The sequence below is a fragment of the Enterococcus durans NBRC 100479 = LMG 10746 genome, from assembly GCF_001544215.1.
Classification (GTDB): domain Bacteria; phylum Bacillota; class Bacilli; order Lactobacillales; family Enterococcaceae; genus Enterococcus_B; species Enterococcus_B durans.
The window spans coordinates 38,955-58,940 of record NZ_BCQB01000013.1 but is presented as its reverse complement, the minus strand read 5'-3'; the positions used below and the strand labels follow the sequence as shown (position 1 = coordinate 58,940).

Annotated in this window: 16 protein-coding genes and 2 pseudogenes; 7 read left to right on the top strand and 11 right to left on the bottom strand. The window is 37.2% G+C overall.

Going from position 1 to position 19,986, the window contains the following annotated elements:
* The 4 genes from ED2_RS05555 to ED2_RS05540 all read right to left on the bottom strand — a co-directional run.
* On the bottom strand, positions 1 to 1,337 hold a 1,337-nt coding region (locus ED2_RS05555), incomplete at its 3' end, for an AcpB/EbpR/MafR family transcriptional regulator (protein ID WP_060789704.1).
* A complete protein-coding gene (locus ED2_RS05550; protein ID WP_005875465.1) occupies positions 1,327 to 2,625 on the bottom strand; it encodes an NAD(P)/FAD-dependent oxidoreductase in 1,299 nt (432 codons plus the stop codon). The genes ED2_RS05555 and ED2_RS05550, both read right to left, overlap by 11 nt.
* A gap of 649 nt (positions 2,626 to 3,274) precedes the next feature.
* Positions 3,275 to 4,825, bottom strand: coding sequence for an ArnT family glycosyltransferase (locus ED2_RS05545; RefSeq protein ID WP_016177282.1), 1,551 nt, complete (start codon positions 4,823 to 4,825; stop codon positions 3,275 to 3,277).
* Positions 4,826 to 5,481: 656 nt separating this feature from the next.
* Entirely contained in the window at positions 5,482 to 5,784 is a 303-nt protein-coding gene (locus tag ED2_RS05540; RefSeq protein ID WP_005875462.1) for a hypothetical protein, read from the bottom strand.
* A 169-nt stretch (positions 5,785 to 5,953) separates the two neighbouring features.
* Here ED2_RS05540 and ED2_RS05535 point away from each other — a divergent pair, with 169 nt between their 5' ends.
* From ED2_RS05535 to lpdD, 3 genes and pseudogenes are all read left to right on the top strand, one after another.
* Positions 5,954 to 7,429: a UbiD family decarboxylase gene (locus tag ED2_RS05535; RefSeq protein WP_016177281.1), complete on the top strand. Its 1,476-nt coding sequence runs from the start codon at positions 5,954 to 5,956 to the stop codon at positions 7,427 to 7,429.
* 121 nt (positions 7,430 to 7,550) lie between these two features.
* A pseudogene (locus ED2_RS05530) lies at positions 7,551 to 8,117 on the top strand (UbiX family flavin prenyltransferase); the annotation flags it as partial.
* Position 8,118: 1 nt separating this feature from the next.
* Positions 8,119 to 8,538, top strand: a complete 420-nt coding sequence (lpdD, locus tag ED2_RS05525; protein WP_016177279.1) for a prenylated flavin chaperone LpdD — start codon at positions 8,119 to 8,121, stop codon at positions 8,536 to 8,538.
* Positions 8,539 to 8,621: 83 nt separating this feature from the next.
* Here lpdD and ED2_RS05520 read toward each other — a convergent pair whose 3' ends face one another.
* From ED2_RS05520 to ED2_RS05510, 3 genes are all read right to left on the bottom strand, one after another.
* Positions 8,622 to 8,909: a DUF1905 domain-containing protein gene (locus ED2_RS05520; protein ID WP_016177278.1), complete on the bottom strand. Its 288-nt coding sequence runs from the start codon at positions 8,907 to 8,909 to the stop codon at positions 8,622 to 8,624.
* A gap of 201 nt (positions 8,910 to 9,110) precedes the next feature.
* On the bottom strand, positions 9,111 to 9,821 hold the full coding sequence (locus ED2_RS05515; protein ID WP_005875454.1) for a DUF4811 domain-containing protein: 711 nt from the start codon (positions 9,819 to 9,821) through the stop codon (positions 9,111 to 9,113).
* The gene (locus tag ED2_RS05510; RefSeq protein WP_005875452.1) at positions 9,818 to 11,290 is read right to left on the bottom strand and encodes an MDR family MFS transporter; all 1,473 of its coding nucleotides are present in this window, start codon (positions 11,288 to 11,290) and stop codon (positions 9,818 to 9,820) included. Before ED2_RS05510 ends, ED2_RS05515 begins: the two co-directional genes overlap by 4 nt.
* Before the next feature lie 137 nt (positions 11,291 to 11,427).
* Between ED2_RS05510 and ED2_RS05505 the strand changes: the two genes are divergently transcribed.
* A complete protein-coding gene (locus ED2_RS05505; protein ID WP_016177277.1) occupies positions 11,428 to 11,907 on the top strand; it encodes a MerR family transcriptional regulator in 480 nt (159 codons plus the stop codon).
* A gap of 77 nt (positions 11,908 to 11,984) precedes the next feature.
* On the opposite strand, the gene ED2_RS05500 is transcribed toward ED2_RS05505, so the two are convergent.
* Entirely contained in the window at positions 11,985 to 12,524 is a 540-nt protein-coding gene (locus ED2_RS05500) for a PadR family transcriptional regulator (protein WP_005875450.1), read from the bottom strand.
* A 103-nt stretch (positions 12,525 to 12,627) separates the two neighbouring features.
* On the opposite strand from ED2_RS05500, the gene ED2_RS05495 reads away from it, so the two are divergent.
* Positions 12,628 to 13,167 (top strand): phenolic acid decarboxylase, encoded by a 540-nt coding sequence (locus tag ED2_RS05495; protein WP_005875449.1) that lies wholly within the window; start codon positions 12,628 to 12,630, stop codon positions 13,165 to 13,167.
* 206 nt (positions 13,168 to 13,373) lie between these two features.
* Here ED2_RS05495 and ED2_RS05490 read toward each other — a convergent pair whose 3' ends face one another.
* A complete protein-coding gene (locus ED2_RS05490) occupies positions 13,374 to 14,498 on the bottom strand; it encodes a class C sortase (protein ID WP_016177276.1) in 1,125 nt (374 codons plus the stop codon).
* A 236-nt stretch (positions 14,499 to 14,734) separates the two neighbouring features.
* Here ED2_RS05490 and ED2_RS05485 point away from each other — a divergent pair, with 236 nt between their 5' ends.
* Both ED2_RS05485 and ED2_RS16325 read left to right on the top strand, forming a co-directional pair.
* Complete coding sequence (locus tag ED2_RS05485) at positions 14,735 to 16,387, top strand: putative glycosyltransferase family protein (protein WP_005875447.1); 1,653 nt, start codon at positions 14,735 to 14,737, stop codon at positions 16,385 to 16,387.
* 127 nt (positions 16,388 to 16,514) lie between these two features.
* Positions 16,515 to 16,640, top strand: a pseudogene (locus ED2_RS16325) (DUF3788 family protein); the annotation flags it as partial.
* Between the two features lie 70 nt (positions 16,641 to 16,710).
* On the opposite strand, the gene ED2_RS05480 reads toward ED2_RS16325, so the two are convergent.
* Positions 16,711 to 17,535 carry an endonuclease/exonuclease/phosphatase family protein gene (locus ED2_RS05480; RefSeq protein WP_002311045.1) on the bottom strand — a complete coding sequence of 275 codons (825 nt, stop codon included), beginning with the start codon at positions 17,533 to 17,535 and terminating at the stop codon, positions 16,711 to 16,713.
* 217 nt (positions 17,536 to 17,752) lie between these two features.
* Positions 17,753 to 19,915, bottom strand: coding sequence for a PTS transporter subunit IIBC (locus ED2_RS05475; RefSeq protein WP_002311046.1), 2,163 nt, complete (start codon positions 19,913 to 19,915; stop codon positions 17,753 to 17,755).
* Positions 19,916 to 19,986: the final 71 nt, after the last annotated feature.

Genomic DNA, 19,986 nt, shown 5'->3' with positions numbered 1-19,986 from the left:
AGATCATAGGATTTGTCTGCACGCACATTTTCAATATCGATTCCACTGATCCCTTTAAGTTCTCTAAGTAAAAATTGTTGGAACGCAATTCGATAAATCGGCAATGTGTCGATATCGATCCCGATTTTGACAGACTTGGCAATGTAAAAATCGATCATCATCAAAACATTCGCATATTGGATCATCAAATATTCTAATTGTGTCTCGTCAAATTTTTTAGAAGAAAATTGTTCAATGGTTGTTTCTTTTAGCCGTTCTAGTAACTGACTGAGGGAATGTCCCAACATCTTTTTTTGTTGTTCCAATAGATGTTCTTGATCGTAGATCAGCATATGCCCATCAAAAAAATACAGTTCATTATTGATTTGTGACAGTTGATAACCCACAGCCTTTTCTTCCTTTATTTTTAGACGTCTGGGCCGATAATGCCACAACATTGTTTCTCGGATATATGTATCCAAGACAGCAGTCGGCAGTTTTTTGCTGCGCGTCAAATCATACTGATAAAAGTGTTCCTCATCCAATACTGCAAATGACACAAAAAAACTGTAGAACATGAGTGTTTCATAATTACTCAAGTCAGCCGCAGTTCGACTTAGATAAAGCGAAAGGACTGGATCGATCACTTGGTACAACCGATCATTCTCATAAAGTGTTTTTCTTGTTTTCAACGTTTTGAAAGTCGTTTTTTCACTCATTAGTCGTTTCCTCGTGATTCCTAACCAACAAGCAATTTTTATTGATGCATCCGCTGAAAAAGTTGTTTCTACCGAACGTTCCAACCCTAGGATCAATGGTCGTTTTTCCGGTGTATTCTGTAAGAAAAGAGGTCGTTGAGATTCTGGGATGAATTGAAAGAGGACATAATAAAAGTACCGAACTTGTAGTTCTTCCCCATAGATTTGTCCATTTTTGATTTGAAGAGAAAATTCTTTCAATAAATGATTCAATTCTTTGATTTTGCGAAAAACAGAAGATTCGCTGATATTGAATGCAGTAGCTAAACGAACGATCGACGCTTGTTGATGTTCTAAAAGATATGTGAGCAAATTGAATTTCAAACTTTGTTGAAGCAAGAATAGACATATCTGTTCTAAACTCGTGTCATCACCTAACTCAAGGATAACTTGAAACTCTGTTCTTTTGACTTCTACTTTTTTGCGCATCATCGAGCCGATCCATTCAATATCTTCCAGATACTGGTCAAAGGCTGATTTAGAAAGATTCACTTTCTCCCTTAGTTCACTGCTAGAGGCCTTGCCACCTTGCAACACAAGTTCTCGCAACAACAAGACTTGTAACTGTTCTTTTTTTTCCAATAATTGTTCAATCTTCATGGGTGTCTTCAACCACCTTTGTAAAAGGGATCGGCATCCGATATTCCGGTTGGAAGAATAATTCGTGTTCCTCAAGTTGTTCCAATGTCCAGCTTTCTTCGATTGCTAGCGTAAATTGATCCAACAGATGGAAAATATTGCCTTTGCTTTGAAGCTGCGCACCAACTAACTGTTGCTGTTCATTTTGGATGATCTTGATCTTTACTGGCTGATGATCCGTAGCAGAAACCTGAGTTGTTAGATACTCTTTTGTGATTTGTTGGGGATAAAAAATGCTTTCTTCTTCTGTTATCCCTACGCTTCCTAGAAAATAGCCAAACCAATGATTGCCCACTGGACGATAGGTTCCCGGATCTTTCGTTGGTTTACCACTGATCGTTCGACTAACGACATGTGCCGTGCGTATCGCATTATTTACCAGTGACACGTACATTTTTTCTTCTGTCGGACGAAAATTCACCTGGATCGTGTCACCAATTGCGTAAATGTTTTTTGCCGAAGTTTGTAAGTAATCATCCACCCAGATCGTTCCGTCATCATTTAGTTTCAATTTTTCTTGCCAAAGTCGGTTATCTGGTCTTGTGTGGTTTGCCAATAAAACCAGATCATACCGTTCTTTTCGCTGATCCGTAGTGACTGTCACTGACTCAGATTCCACCAACGATTGGACCTGCTCGTTCAAGAAGACAGGAATCTTTCTTTTTTCCAGTTCTTCACGTAACGGGGCAACCATTTCAGGATCAAAATAGCGGAACAACAAATTTTTTCGGCTTTCATATAAGTGGATCTGCTTATTTTGACCCACCAATCCTTCCGCCAGTTCAATACCCACCTGACCGGCACCAACAATAGCTACCTTTTGTGCTTGTGCGATTTTTTCTTCTAAAGGTTCCTTTAAATGAGCATCTCTCACCGAACGGATCAATTCACTTTCTGTACTGATCGTTTTGAATTGTTGGTTCGACCCTGTAGCGATGACTAAGTGATCAAAAGTCAACTGGCCACCGTTTTGCAAAATAAGCGTGTTCGTCGTTGTCCCTAACGAAGCCACTTCTGTATTGATTCGCACATCCACATTGTAGAACGCTTCCATTTTTTCTTTTGTCATCCAGTAAAGCTGCTTTTCCTCAGTGATTTCTTTTTTCAAAAGCAAGTTGATTCCACTGGGGATAAAACCTATCTTCGCCTGTTTTTCAATCAATATGATTTCACTATCCGGACAATGCTTGCGCAGTGCCATTGCAGTGTGGATTCCTGCGAAGGAACCACCAACGATCACGACTCTCATTCATTTCCCTCTTTTCTAACACCCTAATTGAAGGGTATCATGTAACAGCAAATGTTTCAAAAAATGTACTCAGCGAATTGATCAAGTGATTCTGGATTACAAAAAATACTTTCATCTCTAAAATTGACCAACAACCTTCAACTATCGTAAAGCGACACATGTATTTTTAGATCAACATACACTTAGATAAAGATCAGTCTTTGAAAAACCGTTTATCCTTTTGGACTAATTTATGATAGAAAGAAAAAAAGGGAGAGTCTATTAACTCTTTTATTGACTCCTACTTTTGGATATGCAAAAGCTGAGATCTAACAAAAATTTCCTACAAGACCTATCATAATCATTCCCAAAAAAGAGTACGGTATGCTGCATGTTGAAAAATTGTACACAGAGATAATCACTTCATTGAATCAATAAGGAATTACCAATCTGGAAGTATTTCTCTATTTAGAGGTCTAGCAAATATACTCTTATTTTGGTACAAAAAAATAATCTAAATGCCAATCAAGTCGACTAGCATCTAGATATTTCGTCATGATTTATATCCCTAACTCTTTAAAAACGTTCAAACAATCCCTAGCTCAAAAATAGCTAAGCGCACATTTCCTGTAGAATTATTTTTAAACTTTACATTATTTATTAAGTAGAATTACACTTGCTTGTCCTTAACTGAAAATCTTTCTAGTAATACACCAATCAATAAAATTGCTGGAACAAAAATTCCCATTGCATATCTAGGACTAGCCTCCCAAAATAGCAAGAATGTAAAATAACCGGTAATATAAATCATACATAATAAAGCTATTTTACTTTTAGAATTGAACAAATAAATACAGGCCAAGAGCACACCAATATACAATAAATATTGAATCGTCATCATCCAAGAGTACAAGATCAATCCCGTAACCTTACTTGAAAATAAATTTGCTGCCTTTTTAGATTTCCCAGTACCTAAGTAGACTTCAAAAGAAGATTTTAAATCTCCTGATCCCCAAGTAACTGATACCTTATTATTCATTGCCTTTAGTAACTCTTTTATACTTAAATTTGCATAACGTTCCTTAATGATTTTTAAATGTTCTTGTTGTACTTGTGATTTTGGTTCTTTATTTTCTAAAAACAGGTGCCAAGTAAATTGCTGTTCAGCAGTTGAATATGCACCTACGACCCATGTAGATTTTTCATACGTTGTTAACCCTTCAGGAATAGGTGCATTATTAATACCCATCATTAAATAGTGCGTGTTGGGCTGTCCATAATTTGAATCTGGATACAAATGTTGACTGTTTATAAATTGTTTCCATCCAAAGTTTCCAACAAATAAAAATAAGAACGGTAATAATCCAAGTAATTTCCACTGTTTTCTATTGATAATTGCTAAAAATAATGCAATTGCGATTACTAGTATTAAAACCGTGCCCTTACTAATAAAGCCTACAGTACAAAATAAGAGCGCACAGATAAGATTTAAAGTCCAATTTTTTTTGTCTTTGTAACTTTGGATATACCTTGTCATAAAATAAAATGTTAATGAAACAAAAAAGAGTGCCAAAATATCTGTATAAGCAACTGGAACATGTAAAGTAATTTGTAACGCAAAGATAAGCAACTGAACAACAAACAATGAAATAAAATTACTTATTTTTATATTTTTTAGTGCTAGAAAAACAAAAGTTATCGTTAATATATGGATAATAGAAAATACCACGATTAACGCATAGTAACTTTGGCCAAAAAGCGCTTGTACACCCATAAAGATATACATCAAGAGTAAATTTTGTGGGTTCGAGTACATATAATCATAACCCCACTTCGCACCGTCTTTCAGTTGCTGTAAATAATTCAATACAATTCGTGTATCATCCACAGGTTGATTAAAACCTATATATTTTACAAATAATAATAACATGACAAAATAAAGAACTAGTTCGATAGTTAAAAATACATAAGTAAATTTATTTTTTAGAACTGGAAACTTCTTTTTTTTCAACCATTGAATAATCAAAAAATATATCAATAAAGAAAAAATAACACAAATAATATTTACTGTTAAAATCACTTTATAAGAGTAATTATTTCTAAATAAGGAAAAAATCATTCCTATTCTGGGAGAAAAAATACTTGCTGCAATTGTCCACAGTATAAATAGAAGAACTAGACATGAAAAGAATCGAAAAAAAATATTTTTATTTAACTGCATATCACCATACTCCTTTGAATTTTTTGCAAAAGTAAATCAGTCTTTTTTCTTTGTTTAAAAAAAGACCAATGTAATTACTGATAAATTCTAAATGTAGTAATTACATCGACAAATAATATATTTGTAGCGAATGATAGACATTAATAAGTGTCAAAGAAGCATCTAATTTCTTTAAAACAAGATATAATGAAAGTAGCTAAGGCTTTTACATTACTTTAAGCGTGTCATTCTTAAAATCATCATCAATAATAACTATTCATATTTAGAGACATTTTTATAGTTTTCCATTTCCTAGAAAAACAATGCTCTAGATTCTTCCATATCAAAACACGGATTGGTATACCTATCCTTATAAATAAACTCCTTTCAAAAACTTGATATGATAATTTTAATTGATAATACTAAAAAAAGGAACCAAACTAATATATATTTTTTTAACTTGTTTCAGTAAGAATATATTTATAAATGTATACCATTTATTCTTTTTTTATTACTATCTCAGTATTTTACTCTATATTTTTGAATTCTCATGTTTATCTAATAGTTCCATTATTTTTAGTTTCTTCTTACAACTTGTGCTTCTATTCTTTTGTTAAACTATTACTTCTCAAAAACGTTACGTACTTCTTTCACCTCCCGACTTTCTAACTCGTTCACTATAACTCTGCCATTGAGCTGCTTCCGTCACACCATAATTCTTCTGGTGTATAGCGATCCTTTCCATTTAGAACCACTGTTCCATCATCTTCAATAGTGATATTCGAACCGATCCACATATTTCGATTAACTGTTAACAGAAGTTTTCGTTTCCCTTTACCACGTTTTCCGAATTGTAAGGAATCTGTCATATCTCCGACCCAATGCGTACGTATGAATTTCGTTGAGCCATCCTCAAATTCAACTTTTAAAACATTCGCTAGATTTTCAGCACGTACTGCTTTTGGAAATTGTTTCGTCATTTCCTCTCCACTCTTTTGTAATCGTTTTCTTTTGATTATATCACAGACTATCGAATGATAAAAATACGTATCCATTCCACTATGGAATAGAAATCTTCATAACTTGAATTGTTTCACTGCCCTAAGGCTCGTACTATAAAGAAGGAAAGAAAAAAAGGAGGAAATACAAATGACAGAACAACCCTATGACTTAAGAAAAGTCATCGAAGAACTAAAAACTCTTCCTGGACAATACCATGAAACGGATCTTGAAATTGATCCAGAAGCAGATTTATCTGGTGTATATCGCTATATTGGTGCTGGCGGTACGGTCAAACGTCCCACACAAGAAGGACCTGCAATGACCTTCAACAACATCAAAGGCTTTCCTGGAAAACGAGTAAACATCGGAACAATGGCTAGCCGCAAACGTGTTGGTCAAATCTTACACCATGATTATCGTGCATTGGGACGCTTCTTAAAAGATGCCGTTGAGCATCCCCTTAAACCTGTGAAAGTAGACAAAGCGGATGCCCCTGCACAAGAAGTTGTCCACCTTGCAACAGACGCAGATTTTGATATCCGCAACATTTTACCTGCTCCAAAAAATACACCCGAAGATGCTGGTCCATATATCACAATGGGCGTTGTTTTAGGTTCTGATCCTGAAAAAACAATGAGTGACGTAACTATCCATCGCATGGTTTTGGAAGATAAAGATACAATTGGCATGTACATCATGCCTGGCGGACGTCACATCGGTCATTTCCAAAAACAATTCGAAGCATTGAATCAGCCAATGCCTATTACGATCAATATTGGATTAGATCCAGCAATTGCCATCGGAACAACTTTTGAACCACCTACCACTCCTCTTGGCTACAATGAACTATGGTGTGCAGGTGCTTTACGTAATGAACCCATTCAACTCGTTGACGGTGTTGCAGTAAACGAAGTCGGAATTGCCCGCGCAGAATTCATTATTGAAGCAGAAATCATGCCTAACCAAACAATGCAAGAAGATATCAACACGAACTCAGGAAAAGCAATGCCCGAGTTTCCTGGTTATACAGGTGATGCAAATCCGGCTGTGAATGTCGTTAAAGTAAAAGCCATTACTCACCGCAAAGATAATCCAATCATGCAAACAACGATTGGTCCAAGCGAAGAACATGTTTCTATGGCTGGCATCCCTACTGAAGCAAGTATTCTAGCACTTGTGGATAAAGCAATTCCTGGCAAAGTCGTCAATGTTTACAATCCACCAGCTGGAGGCGGCAAATTGATGACAATCATGCAAATCCGCAAAGAAAATGAAGCTGACGAAGGAATCCAACGCCAAGCAGCAATCCTTGCATTGTCCGCCTTCAAAGAATTAAAAACAGTTATTTTAGTTGATGAAGATGTTGATATCTTTGATATGAACGACGTTATGTGGACATTCAACACTCGTTTCCAAGGAGACAAAGATATCATCGTGATTCCTGGCATGAGAAATCATCCACGCGACCCTTCAGAGTTACCACAATACAATCCTGGCGTTATACGCTTCCGCGGGATGAGCGCAAAAACAATCTTCGATGGCACCGTGCCATTCGACATGAAAGAGCATTTTATTCGTGCGCAATTCAAAGAAGTAGATAACTGGAAAGACTATTTAAACTAAGTCTGATGATGCGTCATTTAAGAGTCCTTACCGATTGGTTCTTTCTCATTGATCTTGTTTGATGAGAGAGCCGATTGGTATTTTCCTTTAATACTAAAAAACAGAAGGGAACGATCCAAATGAAAAAAAAAAAATCGTAGTTGGTGTAAGTGGCGCCTCTGGTATCATTTATGCAATCAATTTTGTAAAAAAATTAAAAGAAAATCCATTAGTCGAAACACATGGTATTATCAGCACTTGGGCAAAAGAAAATTTAAAATTGGAATCAGATATGACGCTTCATGAATTTGAAGACCTATTTGATTATCATTATTCGAACAAAGACTTAGGAGCAGCTGTAGCAAGTGGTTCTTTTTTAACAGACGGCATGGTCATCGTTCCTGCGAGCATGAAAACAATTGCAGGTATCTCTATTGGTTTAGGAGAGAATCTGATTGCTCGCGCAGCCGATGTGACATTGAAAGAACAAAGAAAATTAGTCCTCGTTCCTCGAGAAACGCCGTTGAATGCGATTCACCTAGAAAATCTAACAAAATTAGCACGTCTTGGCGTGCAAATCATTCCACCAATCCCTGCTTTTTATAATCATCCTGAAACGATCCAAGACCTTGTGGATCATCATACAATGAAATTACTAGATCAATTTGGTATCGAGAATGACACCTCAAGACGTTGGCAAGGTGAGTAAGATGGAGAAAATCAAACGATTTTTAGTCACACAAGAAGCTTTTACGATGCAAGCAAATGTACAAGTTATCGGCAAAGATTTACTGATAACGATTACTGGTGGCAATGTAGCGCATATCGGGACAGTCACCACTGTTTCTAAAGAGACAAAAGCGCAAACGATTCGTTTCCCTAGTAATGATGGTCGCTTCCATAAAGATGATGTCTTAGCACAATCACTCCTTGCTATCATTAAAGATGAACTACCAGGGAATTGCGTTATCACTTCAGGTGTCCATGTCGACCACATTACGAATGCACAGATCCATGCCTCTTTTTCCATGGCAGAAAGTTTGGGACAGCAAATGTTAGCTTGGATGCAGAACCACCATTTCGACAACGAAAAACCTCTTTATTATACCAATGGAGAAAAACCATCCTAACTAAAAATAGATTGGCACTAGCAGACCAAAACAGAAATACTGACTGTTCAGTTGCTTACCAATCTGTTTTTTAGTTTACAGTTTTATTCTCTCAGCTCTATTGTTACATTTACACGATCACCGATGTCTTTTCCGATTTTCTTGCGAATGTCTTTTCGAATGCCTAAGATATAGCAAATACTGCCATCTTCCCTTTTCACACCCATATTCACAATACTACCTTCATATGAAACTCCATCAAACATTGCTTGGACTTTGACTCGTCCTGCGCCAAATTCTTTTCTGATATCATAAGGAAAAACAACGTATGCGCCTCCCTTACCAACTTCAGAAGAATAAATAAGTGATTCAAAAGAATATGTTTTTCCCATTGCTTTCTCCTACTTTTTTTATTTTAGTATACCAAAAAAGAGATAGATTATCGCTCCCAACGCTAAAGGACGGATCTTTGAAGTATGTAACAAAAAAGCCGAACCATTCATAATAACTTTCGTTATCTTTGAAATGATCCGGCTTTTTTGTTGAAACTTTGAAGTAGTCCCTCTTTTTGAATTGTACCTTTTGTTAAGAGATTACTCTCCTTTAGCTTCTTTTACTAATTTCGCTAAAGCTTGTTTTTGATAATCTGCGGCTAAGTCTTTTGTTAATTTTGCTTGTTCTTCTTGACTCATCGTTGGATTTTCAGTCATCGCTTTAACAATGCCTTCTTGCACATAAGCTTTAGCATCATTTGCCATTGTGCTTTGTTGTTGTTTCACTAGTTCAGCTAATTTTGCTGCTTGATCTGTACTTAATTCGATCCAGTCGGCTGGAATCTTGAATGTATTGACACGTTTGTCGTACTCATGATTGTTATCTGCTAGATTGAACCAGAATTTGTACATGTCATTTTTGTATTCCCAATAAGTGGTTTTCGATACTTTCTCTGCTTCACCACTTGTTTGTTCTACTTTATTTGTTTCATTATCGGTACCAGTCGCTTTTGGTTCCTTTTGATCTTCATCGGTGCGGTAAAGATAAACCTTTTCTGTTCCATCCCCTAATGCTTTATATAAAAGCATATTAGCGTTGTCAGATTTTGCACTAGAAACGATTTTCGTTGTTTTTGTTTCTGTTACTCTTTCCATTCCGAAGTGGTTCGAAAGGTTAGCAACGATCAAACCCAATGAAGCAACAAAAATCAAACCAAAAACCAACGATAGGAATGTTTGCCATGATTTTTTTGCAAATACATTTGTAGCTGCAAAGGCGATTAAACTAATGATCAATACTGCGATTATCATGCTTTATCTCCCGCTTTCGTTTGAACAGGTTCTTTTCTCTTCAATGCAAAGGCAATCAAGAAGCCGATGATTCCAAAGACGATTGCTACAATGAAGGCTGCATGGTAACCAGATAATGTCGCATTGATTGCTTGATCTTTATAAGCTAAAGGTGTGCTGTTCAATACTGATTTACCTGGAAGGTTGTCTTTTGTCACATTCGTCAATACGCTGATCAAAATAGCTGTACCGATCGAGCTGGCAATTTGGCGGAACGTATTGTTTACTGCCGTACCATGACTGATCAATTTATTTGGTAAAGCATTCATACCAGATGTAGTAACTGGCATCATAACCATTGAGATACCGAACATGCGGATCGCATAAAGAACGACGATATATAAGACTGGTGTTGTTTTTGTTAGGAATGCAAACGGCGCTGTCGCAGCGGTTAAGATGAACATCCCGATAATCGCTAAACGTTTTGCTCCATATTTATCAAAAATGGCTCCAGTGATCGGCATCATTGCCCCCATGATCAAAGCACCTGGCAATAGCATCAAACCAGAATGGAATGCTGATTCACCACGGATATTTTGGATATATAGAGGTACAACCATTTCAGCACCCACCATGGCCATGTTTGTTACTCCAGCCAATACAGCCGCAATTGTAAAGGTAGACGATTTGAATACGCGTAGTTCCAAGAATGGATTTTCCAAATGAAGTTGGCGCCATGCGAATAATGCAATAAATACGACACCTACGATCAAGAAACCAATTACTTTGGCACTGCCCCAACCAGCGTCACCAACACTTGAGAATCCGTAAAGTAAGCTACCGAATCCAATAGTTGAAAGAATAGCTGATAAAATATCGATACTTGGATTAGATAGAGGAATCACGCTTCTCATTAAGAAGAATGCCAACACTAAAACTAAAACGACGATTGGTAAAACCATACCAAAAAGATCACGCCAATGATAATTATCAATGATGTAACCTGATAAAGTTGGGCCTAAGGCAGGCGCTAGTCCAATAACGATCCCAGACATCCCCATTGCTGACCCTCTTTTTTCTGGTGGGAAGATGGATAACATAATGTTTTGTAATAAAGGCATTGAGATCCCTACACCACATGCTTGGATCAAACGTCCAATCAATAATGTACTGAAGTTTGGTGCAACAAAACAAGTAATTGTTCCAATCAAGAAAATGGACATAGCTGAAAGATATAAGTTTCTTGAACTAAACTTATTGATCAACCAAGCTGTGATTGGAATCATGATTCCGTTAACTAATAGGAATCCGGTTGTAAGCCATTGTACGCTTGAAGCAGAAATATCGAAAGCTTTCATCAATGTAGGGAAAGCTGTTGTTAATAATGTCTGATTCAAAACCGTACAAAACGTACCAATTAATAAGACAACAACTAAAAGTGTCCGATTATATGGTTTGCCGTAAATATCTACGGGTTGATTTTTACTCATATTTCTCCTTCTTTCTGAATTTTTTCTGAAACCACTAGAATACTTTAGTCCTATTTTTTGTGTTTGTCAACCTACTTGACACATAAGTTAATGAAAGTATAATGGAGGAAACAGGAAGGACAAAAGGAGTGACTAAAATGGTTGGTGCTTCTCTCAAACGATTGTTAGAAAATGATCAATTACTAGTCGGAATTAGTGAATTAAGTGAACTCGTCGGGGTTTCTCCTCGACAATTACGTTATTGGGAACAAAAAGGATTGATAGACTCCATCGCAGCAGATAGCAATTGTCCTCGAAAATATCGTTTTCCAACAGTCGTAAAAGTTGAAATGATCAAACTTTATTTAGATGAAGGCTATACTTTGATGAAAGCCGCGGAAAAAGCAACGATCCGTCAAAAGAAAATGCATCACGTCAGAAAGGTTTTCTCAAAAGCAATCAAGGAAATCGAGTTGATTGATGAACGTTATACCGTCCTCTTGATTGGAGATTTCAAAAAAGAAGATGCACAGATCTATATCATTCATGATGAAGAAACAGATGAACTAACGTATAAAGTTTTGCCTGTGGGTGAAAAAACAGATGTAAAACAATTGATAACTGACCTTTATTCATAGAAGTCAAAAAAAATGTAGTTGATGGCCTAGCCTTCCTCCAGTTGTTGGATGTGGCTTTCTCATCAGCTACATTTTTTTCATTTTTCTTCTAATACACTGGTCAACCAATTGGTATATTCTGTTTCACGATTGATTGCATGTGAAAGAATCAGATAATGCCCGTAGTTCTCATGTTTTTCCTTTTCTGTAGGGAATATCACTGCTTTTCTTGCTAATAGGTGGACACGCTTTTCTTCATGGAGATCTCTTTGCTGTTCAATGATCTCTCTCAGTGCCGGATCATTGACGTCTTTAACAAAGTACAGCTTTAACACAAATTCATCCCGATTGACTGGTAATTCATTCGTAGGAGTATGGATCCATTCGTTTAATAATATTTTTCCTTCTTCTGTTAATCGATAAATCTTTTTTTCCAATTTCATACCAGTTATTTCAACTTCATGTTCGATGATTCCCCGTTCTTCCATTTTTGCCAGTTCTGGATAAATCTGACTATGTTTTGCTTGCCAAAACTCACCGATTTCATTTTTAAATGATTGATTCAGTTCATATCCTGACATGCTTTTCTTGCTCAGCAACCCTAATAAAATATAGCGCAATGTGTTTTTCCTCGCCATCAGTCTTCCTCCTTGACAAATCATTCAATTCATTCTATCATAAATGAGTAATCAAAAACATGTAGTTTATTACATGTTTTAAATTAAAAGGAGATGCTTAGGCATGAAAGAATTTAAAGAGTTTAAAGAATTAGAAGATTTTATCGGTACACATTTTATCTACACATATGACAACGGTTGGGAATATGAATGGTATGCAAAAAATGACCATACTGTCGATTACCGTATCCATGGTGGGATGGTTAAAGGACGCTGGGTCAAAGATCAAGAAGCTGACATCGTAAAATTAACTGATGGGGTATTTAAAATTACTTGGACTGAACCAACAGGTACAGATGTTGCATTAGACTTTATGCCAAATGAAAAGAAATTACACGGCACGATCTTCTTCCCTAAATGGGTCGAAGAACATCCAGAAATCACTGTAACTTTCCAAAATGAACACATCGCTGAAATGGAAGCTGCTCGTGAAAAATATGAAACTTATCCAAAATTATTGGTACCAGAATTTGCCACGATCACTTACATGGGCGATGCTGGCGTAGATAATGAAGATGTCATCAGCGAAGAACCTTATGAAGGTATGCCTGCAGATATCCGTGAAGGCAGATACTTTGACGAAAATTACAAACGTGTAAAATAAGCGATTATGTAGTGTGGTTGGATCAAAAGTAAAAATCACTTTGATCTCACTACTCGAAAAAGGGCTTGGGACAAAAGTAAGAAACACTTTTGTCTCATTCTTTAAAAACGAATAAACGGTGGGAGCAGAAGCAACCTCTTTTTACTCTTCTGATATTTTTGTCAGGATCCCAACAATCAAGTCAGTAAAAGTTTAAGATTACTCGTTTATTCTTTGATCTGATAACGATTCGCTTCATTATCCAAAGTCCTTATTCTTTTGTGTCGTTTTATAAATAGCATCTGTTGCTGGTTCAAGCGTGTGACTCCAAATTTCACTCGTTGGTTTGGTTTCTCCATAGGAACTAGCCAGTAAGAATCCCCCTTAAGCTGCGTAAAAGTAAGCTGGCCTTCTTCATTCGTAACCCCTTCCAAAGGAACGCCGTGTTGGAGGACTGCTTTTTTCTTTTTCACGCAAAAACGTTGATTGCCTATCGGGGTCCCTTTCTTATCCGTGAAGATGAATGTAAAATCAAATAGCCGTTTCTTCAACAGGAAACGATACACTGTACGAAAAATACTATAAATGATCATTCCAACAAGTAAGGCAACTCCTAAAAGAATCAATAGATGGATCAGTTGACTTTTTCTCGCTCCATCATTTTCTATTGCTTGGACTTCTTCATTATAAGGAACTCGTTCACCAGTGACTAATAAACGATGCGAATTGATCATGTACGGTGTACAAGTCAACAGCGTGACGATATCCTTCCCATTTTCCAGTTTGATCCCAGATGTATCATCAGGTTCTACTACTTGGATAGTGCTAACTTTATATGCTAACTTTTCTCCCAACACAGTTAAAATAAAAAGATCTTCTTTTTTTAACTTTCCTAAATCAGTGAATAGTCGCCTCGTTGAGAGACCACTGTGAGCAGAAATCACAGAATGGGATGGCACACCTCCCAATGGAAAAGAAGTGCCCTGTAATACACCTGCTCCCTTTTCAAGAACTCGCTGGTTCAAGGTATCATATAATGCAACATTCACGTTGATTTTTGGAATATTGACTGCTCCGATAAGCTGGGCAGATGAATGTGTATCGGTCAGTTGATTGTCAAAGGGATCAACTCCGGGAGCCAGACCAGCTTCTACCTTTTGTTGATTTTCTTCTTGCATCTGTACTTTTAATTTTTCTTTTTTCTTTATAGATATTTGTTGTGCTTGCTCAATTCGTTTTTGATCGATAAAACCGTTCAACGAGTCGCTATAGAATGGATAGAGGGTGATCAACAAACCTATCAACATACATATTAGCAAGAACACCTGAAAGACTAATCTTTTTTTCTTCAACTCAGACTCACCTTCATCCCCCTTTTTCTTTTATTATAAATGTCTAATGGATAAATGAAAACGAAAAGCCGATTCTTATTTTTTATTGATAAAAAAACACTTCTTCTCTGTGTAAAATCACTTGATAATTTCTTGTAACATTCATAAGCTTTTTCATATATTTTCTAATTTCTTGCCTCAATTTTCCGTAAGCTTTATGATGAAGCTAACTAATCTATAAAAAGGAGTATGAAAAATTGAAAAAATATGTTCCGTATTTGACAATTTTGCTTTTCGCAATTTTATTTATTCTGCCAAATATCCTTACACATAAGTTAGTTATTGGAGCGGATGCCCCATTTCACTACAATCGGTTCTACGATGCAGCCGAACAGTTCGCCAATTGGGATTTCCATTATTTCCCTTCTATGTATGGATTTCAACAAAGTGGACGGATCGTAAATGCTGTCTATGGTCCATTATTTGCTTATTTCCAAGGATTGATCGTCTTACTCTCAGGTAGTTGGTTCCATTACCAAATTTTATCTAATTTTATTCTTTTCCTGATTTCTGGGTGGTCGATGCTGACTTTACTAAAATATGTTCACGTCAAAAACTGGGTAAGTGTGCCTATTTCTGTTTTGTTCATGACAACTTATTCGATCCAATATTGGGCTGTCAATCAAGGCTTTACTAGTTGGGGTACTTGTTTTTATCCCTTATGTATGATTCCAATGGTGGATTTTGTTGTCCACCGACGCTTTCCCGTTCTTAAGGTCACTGCCTCGATTGCATTGATGACTCAGATCCATTTATTGTCTTCTGTGATGCTGGCACTGATGTATGTTCCTTTTTATCTTTACTATTTCTTTGATCAGAATGAAAAAGGAAAAGCTTTGTTGCAATTAGGAAAATCAGTCTTGCTCTATTTCGTGTTGACTGCGAATATTTGGGGTGGTTTAGCCCTAGTCTATAGTGGCAACAAAATACTGCCGCCTTTCGTGAATCGTGAGATGAGTCAAAAAGCAATCAACTTGGATGGAAGCTACTGGTTGACCTATCCCAAAATCTTCTCATTGATTCTATTTATTGGTTTCTTATTATTCTTACTGTTTCGACGTAGATATGATCCTTTCACTAAGTTACTACTTCGTTCAAGTATCGTCTTTTTCTTACTATCAACGAGTCTGATTCCTTGGACCACTTTAGTAGAAAAACAGGTGCCTTTTATCAGCTTAATCCAATTTCCATTTCGCTTTTTTGTGCCATTTACGTTACTCTTCTTACTCTTTTTGGCACTTGCACTGAATCAATGGGAAAAGAAAACGTGGTATCGGACACTTAGCGTATTGTTTTTACTGGTTGCTTCAGCCCAAACGCTTCAAAACTTATACAAACATTTAGACAGATGGGAATCTGAGACGTTTGTCAGCCGCCACACTTATTTATTCGATACACCAGAACAAGCCAGAAAAACATTTTACAGCCAAGACATGTCAACGAGCTTATTCGTCTTCCAAAAGACAACACCTGATTATTTACCGATTTATAAAGACACCACAGCCAATAAATACGATCGTTACAATGAAGAAATACTAGAAGGTGAAACAACCTTCATCAAAACACACCCTGACGGACGTTTAACGATCAAGTGGAAAAATAACGGTCAGAAAACAGTCCATTTACCAGTCATTGTTTACGACCGTACAGTATTGTTGCAAAACGGCAAACCTTTGACAGATTATGAATTGACAGACATCGGTACGCCAATCGTCAAACAGCATAATGGTATCAATGAGATCACCTTGTATTATGACTTGCCGCTCTTCTTTTATTTCATCATCGGGTTGACCTTCATTGGTTGGCTGATTTTATTCATCATGTTTATTAGAAGTCGGATACATTCATAAAAAAATGAGGTCGAGACAAAAATCGTTTATGAGAAATCAGAGAAAAAAAAACGAACAATACATTTTTTGTATTGCTCGTTTTTTTTAAATTTCCGAAAAACCTGCCTTTCGGACGTCGTTTATTTGAGAGAGGCTAGGACAGAAGTGTTTAACTCCGAGAAATAAGAAGAAATTCACGAAAATTACTTTTCAAATTTTTGTGAATTTCGGCTTATTTCCGAAGGAGTTGTTTCTGCTCCCGCCGTTTATTCGAGAGTCTGTAGCAAACCTGATTTTTAGATTTGTCTCATATTCTTACTGTGACAATATTCCTTCGTTTCTCTTCACTCCAACGTGACTGCTACCCCATAATGATCACTGACAATCGGGCCATTTTCCCCGTCAAAAATACGTTGATAACTTGTAACAAAGCAATCTTGTGGTACATAAATATAGTCAATACGTAGCCCCTCTTTATTGTTTTCCCAGCCATCGATTCTCTTTTCGATCGTTGCTTCAGCTTGTTTTTTTTGAGCGATTGGATAAGCATCACGAATAGGCAACTGACTTTTTGCCACTAAATCGTACCCGCTGCCTTCAGCAGGATTGTTGAAATCCCCTAATAGATACAGTGGTGTTGTAAGAGGCGCTAAACTTGCTTCTAATTCTTTCCACTCAAATGCAAATCCGCTTTTTTCATCTGCCCACCAAGAAAAATGACAGCTTGCTACAGTAATACATTGTGATTTGACAGAGGTTTGACCCACTAATATTTTTCGAGTATGGTAATCCTCTTTTTCTTTCGTTTCGGAGACTAGGTGCGTTTGACTAATTAGTGGTTGTTTGGAAAGAAGCGCATTGCCTTCCTCATAGATAGCATAGCCGATATGACTCATTTCCCAACTCCAATAGTAAGTTTCACCTTGTTCTGCTAAGAGCTGGATCAAGCAATAGGCAAAGTTATCCGAGCGGACAGGCGTTTGTTCCTGCACCTGACTAAAATTCTTCAGCTGCTCACTGGTTAGTCGTTTTGCGTCCATCGTTTGATTGACTTCTTGCAATGCGATCACATCATATTGTTCATGACAGATTTTTTGAGCGATCTGTTTTAATTTTTCTCGTGGTTCCTCTTCTAACCAGCTATGCGTATTCAACGTCATTATTTTCATATAATTCTCCTTCTTAATGGGATGGGCCGAAACATTGCTCCCACCTTCTGAATCCATATAGATATAGGTAGAGACCCCAAAGTAGTTCACTCAAAAAATAAGCCAATAATCCCTGAAATAGGAAAAGCAATTTCGGGATTATCGGCTTACTTCTAGGATTACACACATCGAACACATTCTTTCGATATGAAATACACACATGAACTTCTGAGATTCTTTACAAGTTTATTTTCCCGATCACTGTTCCTCGTTCAGTGTCTCCTAATTTATTGATGGTCAGCCCATTGACTTTGTCATCTGTAAAGACTACTATGATCGTCGTTTCTTTTCCTTCGTTCTTGATTGCATCTAGATCCATCTGAGCAATCGTTGTTCCTGCTACTACTTCTTGGCCTTCAGAAACTAAGATCTCAAATGCTGGCTGGCTCATCTGAACAGTATCCAGTCCCATATGGATCAAAACTTCTGCTCCTTCTGCTGTTTGCATGCCAATTGCATGCTTGGTTGGGAAGACACTCACGATTTTACCAGAAAGTGGTGCCGTCACTTCTCCAGTGGCAGGAATAACAGCAAAGCCATCACCCATCATCTTTTGTGAAAAGACTGGATCATTCACATCTTTTAAAGCAATTACCTCACCAGTTGCTACAGTGAATAATTCTTTTTCGATACCTAAAACATGTTTCTCTTCATTCTTCTTATTTTTATTTGTTGCCTCAACTGTTGGCTCTGGAATATCAGCGCCTGATTGTAGTAAATCTTCAATATCCGATTTCAACACATCCGCTTTTGGTCCATACACGGCTTGCACACCTTTGTCCTTAACGATCAAGCCCATCGCTCCAGCACGTTTCCATTCTTCTTCTGAACCGACTTTCCCAGGATCCTCGACGCTGACACGTAAACGAGTCATACAAGCATCTACATCCTTGATGTTTTCTTTCCCACCTAATAAATGGATGATCTTAATGATTTGTTGATCTGCATTAGTTGCAGAACCTGACGGCGTTTCTTCACTGTCGTTATCATAGTTCCCATTACGTCCTGGTGTAGCATAATTGAATTTTTTGATCAAGAAGTTTGCCACAAAATACGTCAATACTCCAAATAATATGACACAGATAACAAAATTGAGCAAGTCGATACCTAGTCCTGCTTTGATCGCTAATGGTGTACGTGTCAATAGTTCAATGTTCCCAAATGAATGGACACGTAAAGGTAGAATATCTGCCATTGCAAAAGCTGCCCCTTGGATCACGGAATAAACAATGTAAAGAGGTACAGCTGCAAACATGAACATGAACTCTAATGGTTCGGTTACACCTGTTAAGAAAACTGCAAGTGCTGCTGAAAAATACATTGATTTATATTTAGACTTTTTGTCTGGATCAACATTACGGTACATCGCTAGTGCTAATCCCATCAAGATACCGGAAGAACCAATCATTTGTCCCACTTTAAAACGAGCAGGTGTCCAGTTCGTCAATACGAATTCATATTGCGACATATCGCCGGCGCCTTTCAAGTTGACCAAATCAGTCGCCCACGCCAACCATAAAGGATCTTGTCCAAATACTTGTGTTCCCGCTTGCGCACCAGATAATATCTCATAGGTACCACCTAGCTGCGTATAATTGATTGGGATCGTCAACATGTGATGTAAGCCAAATGGTAACAATAGACGTTCCAATGTACCATATAGGAATGGTGCTAAAATCGGAGCGCTTTCTTTTGACTCAGCAATCCACAATCCAAAGTTATTGATCCCTGCTTGGACATTCGGCCATACAATAGCAAGAATCAAGGCAACAATCGTTGACCACAAAATAACTACAAAAGGAACAAATCTTTTTCCATTAAAGAAAGATAATGCGTCAGGTAATTTACGATAATTGTAATATTTATTATAGGCCATCGCCCCAACGAACCCTGCAATAATCCCAACAAATACCCCCATATTTAGCGCTGGTGCTTCTAATACACTGGTAAAGAACCCTTTGACCATGATTTTCGTGCCAAACAAGGTATGCGTAAATGCGTCTTCATTTGCCAACATCTCATTAGTCACACCAAAAATTGCTCCCGTGATCCGATTGATCAATATAAATGAGATCCCCGCAGCGAATGCTCCCCCTGCTCGTTCTTTTGCCCAACTACCACCTATCGCTAGTGCAAATAAAAGATGTAAATTTCCGATAATTGCCCAACCAATATTTTCGATCACGCCACCCGTTGTAACTAAAGGTGCAAGATCAGGATTGATCAACGGAATCGATTTACCGATACTGATCATCAAACCTGCCGCTGGCATAACTGCCACAACGACCATTAAAGCCTTTCCAAATTTTTGCCAAAACTCAAAGCTAAATATTTTTTTCATTTCCTCGTCTCCTTTGTGCAATCGGTTTCGTTATTAGTTATTATAGCGTGTGTTTCTTTTTTTGTAAATGC

Excerpts from the sequence above, each read along its gene's own strand:
- ED2_RS05480 (WP_002311045.1), bottom strand. The coding sequence starts at position 17,535 with ATGAAAATAATGACGTTGAATACGCATAGCTGGTTAGAAGAGGAACCA.
- ED2_RS05550 (WP_005875465.1), bottom strand. The coding sequence starts at position 2,625 with ATGAGAGTCGTGATCGTTGGTGGTTCCTTCGCAGGAATCCACACTGCA.
- ED2_RS05515 (WP_005875454.1), bottom strand. The coding sequence starts at position 9,821 with ATGATAATCGCAGTATTGATCATTAGTTTAATCGCCTTTGCAGCTACA.
- ED2_RS05500 (WP_005875450.1), bottom strand. The coding sequence starts at position 12,524 with ATGGCGAGGAAAAACACATTGCGCTATATTTTATTAGGGTTGCTGAGC.
- ED2_RS05520 (WP_016177278.1), bottom strand. The coding sequence starts at position 8,909 with ATGGGAAAAACATATTCTTTTGAATCACTTATTTATTCTTCTGAAGTT.
- ED2_RS05475 (WP_002311046.1), bottom strand. The coding sequence starts at position 19,915 with ATGAAAAAAATATTTAGCTTTGAGTTTTGGCAAAAATTTGGAAAGGCT.
- ED2_RS05545 (WP_016177282.1), bottom strand. The coding sequence starts at position 4,825 with ATGCAGTTAAATAAAAATATTTTTTTTCGATTCTTTTCATGTCTAGTT.
- ED2_RS05510 (WP_005875452.1), bottom strand. The coding sequence starts at position 11,290 with ATGAGTAAAAATCAACCCGTAGATATTTACGGCAAACCATATAATCGG.
- ED2_RS05540 (WP_005875462.1), bottom strand. The coding sequence starts at position 5,784 with ATGACGAAACAATTTCCAAAAGCAGTACGTGCTGAAAATCTAGCGAAT.
- lpdD (WP_016177279.1), top strand. The coding sequence starts at position 8,119 with ATGGAGAAAATCAAACGATTTTTAGTCACACAAGAAGCTTTTACGATG.
- ED2_RS05535 (WP_016177281.1), top strand. The coding sequence starts at position 5,954 with ATGACAGAACAACCCTATGACTTAAGAAAAGTCATCGAAGAACTAAAA.
- ED2_RS05495 (WP_005875449.1), top strand. The coding sequence starts at position 12,628 with ATGAAAGAATTTAAAGAGTTTAAAGAATTAGAAGATTTTATCGGTACA.
- ED2_RS05505 (WP_016177277.1), top strand. The coding sequence starts at position 11,428 with ATGGTTGGTGCTTCTCTCAAACGATTGTTAGAAAATGATCAATTACTA.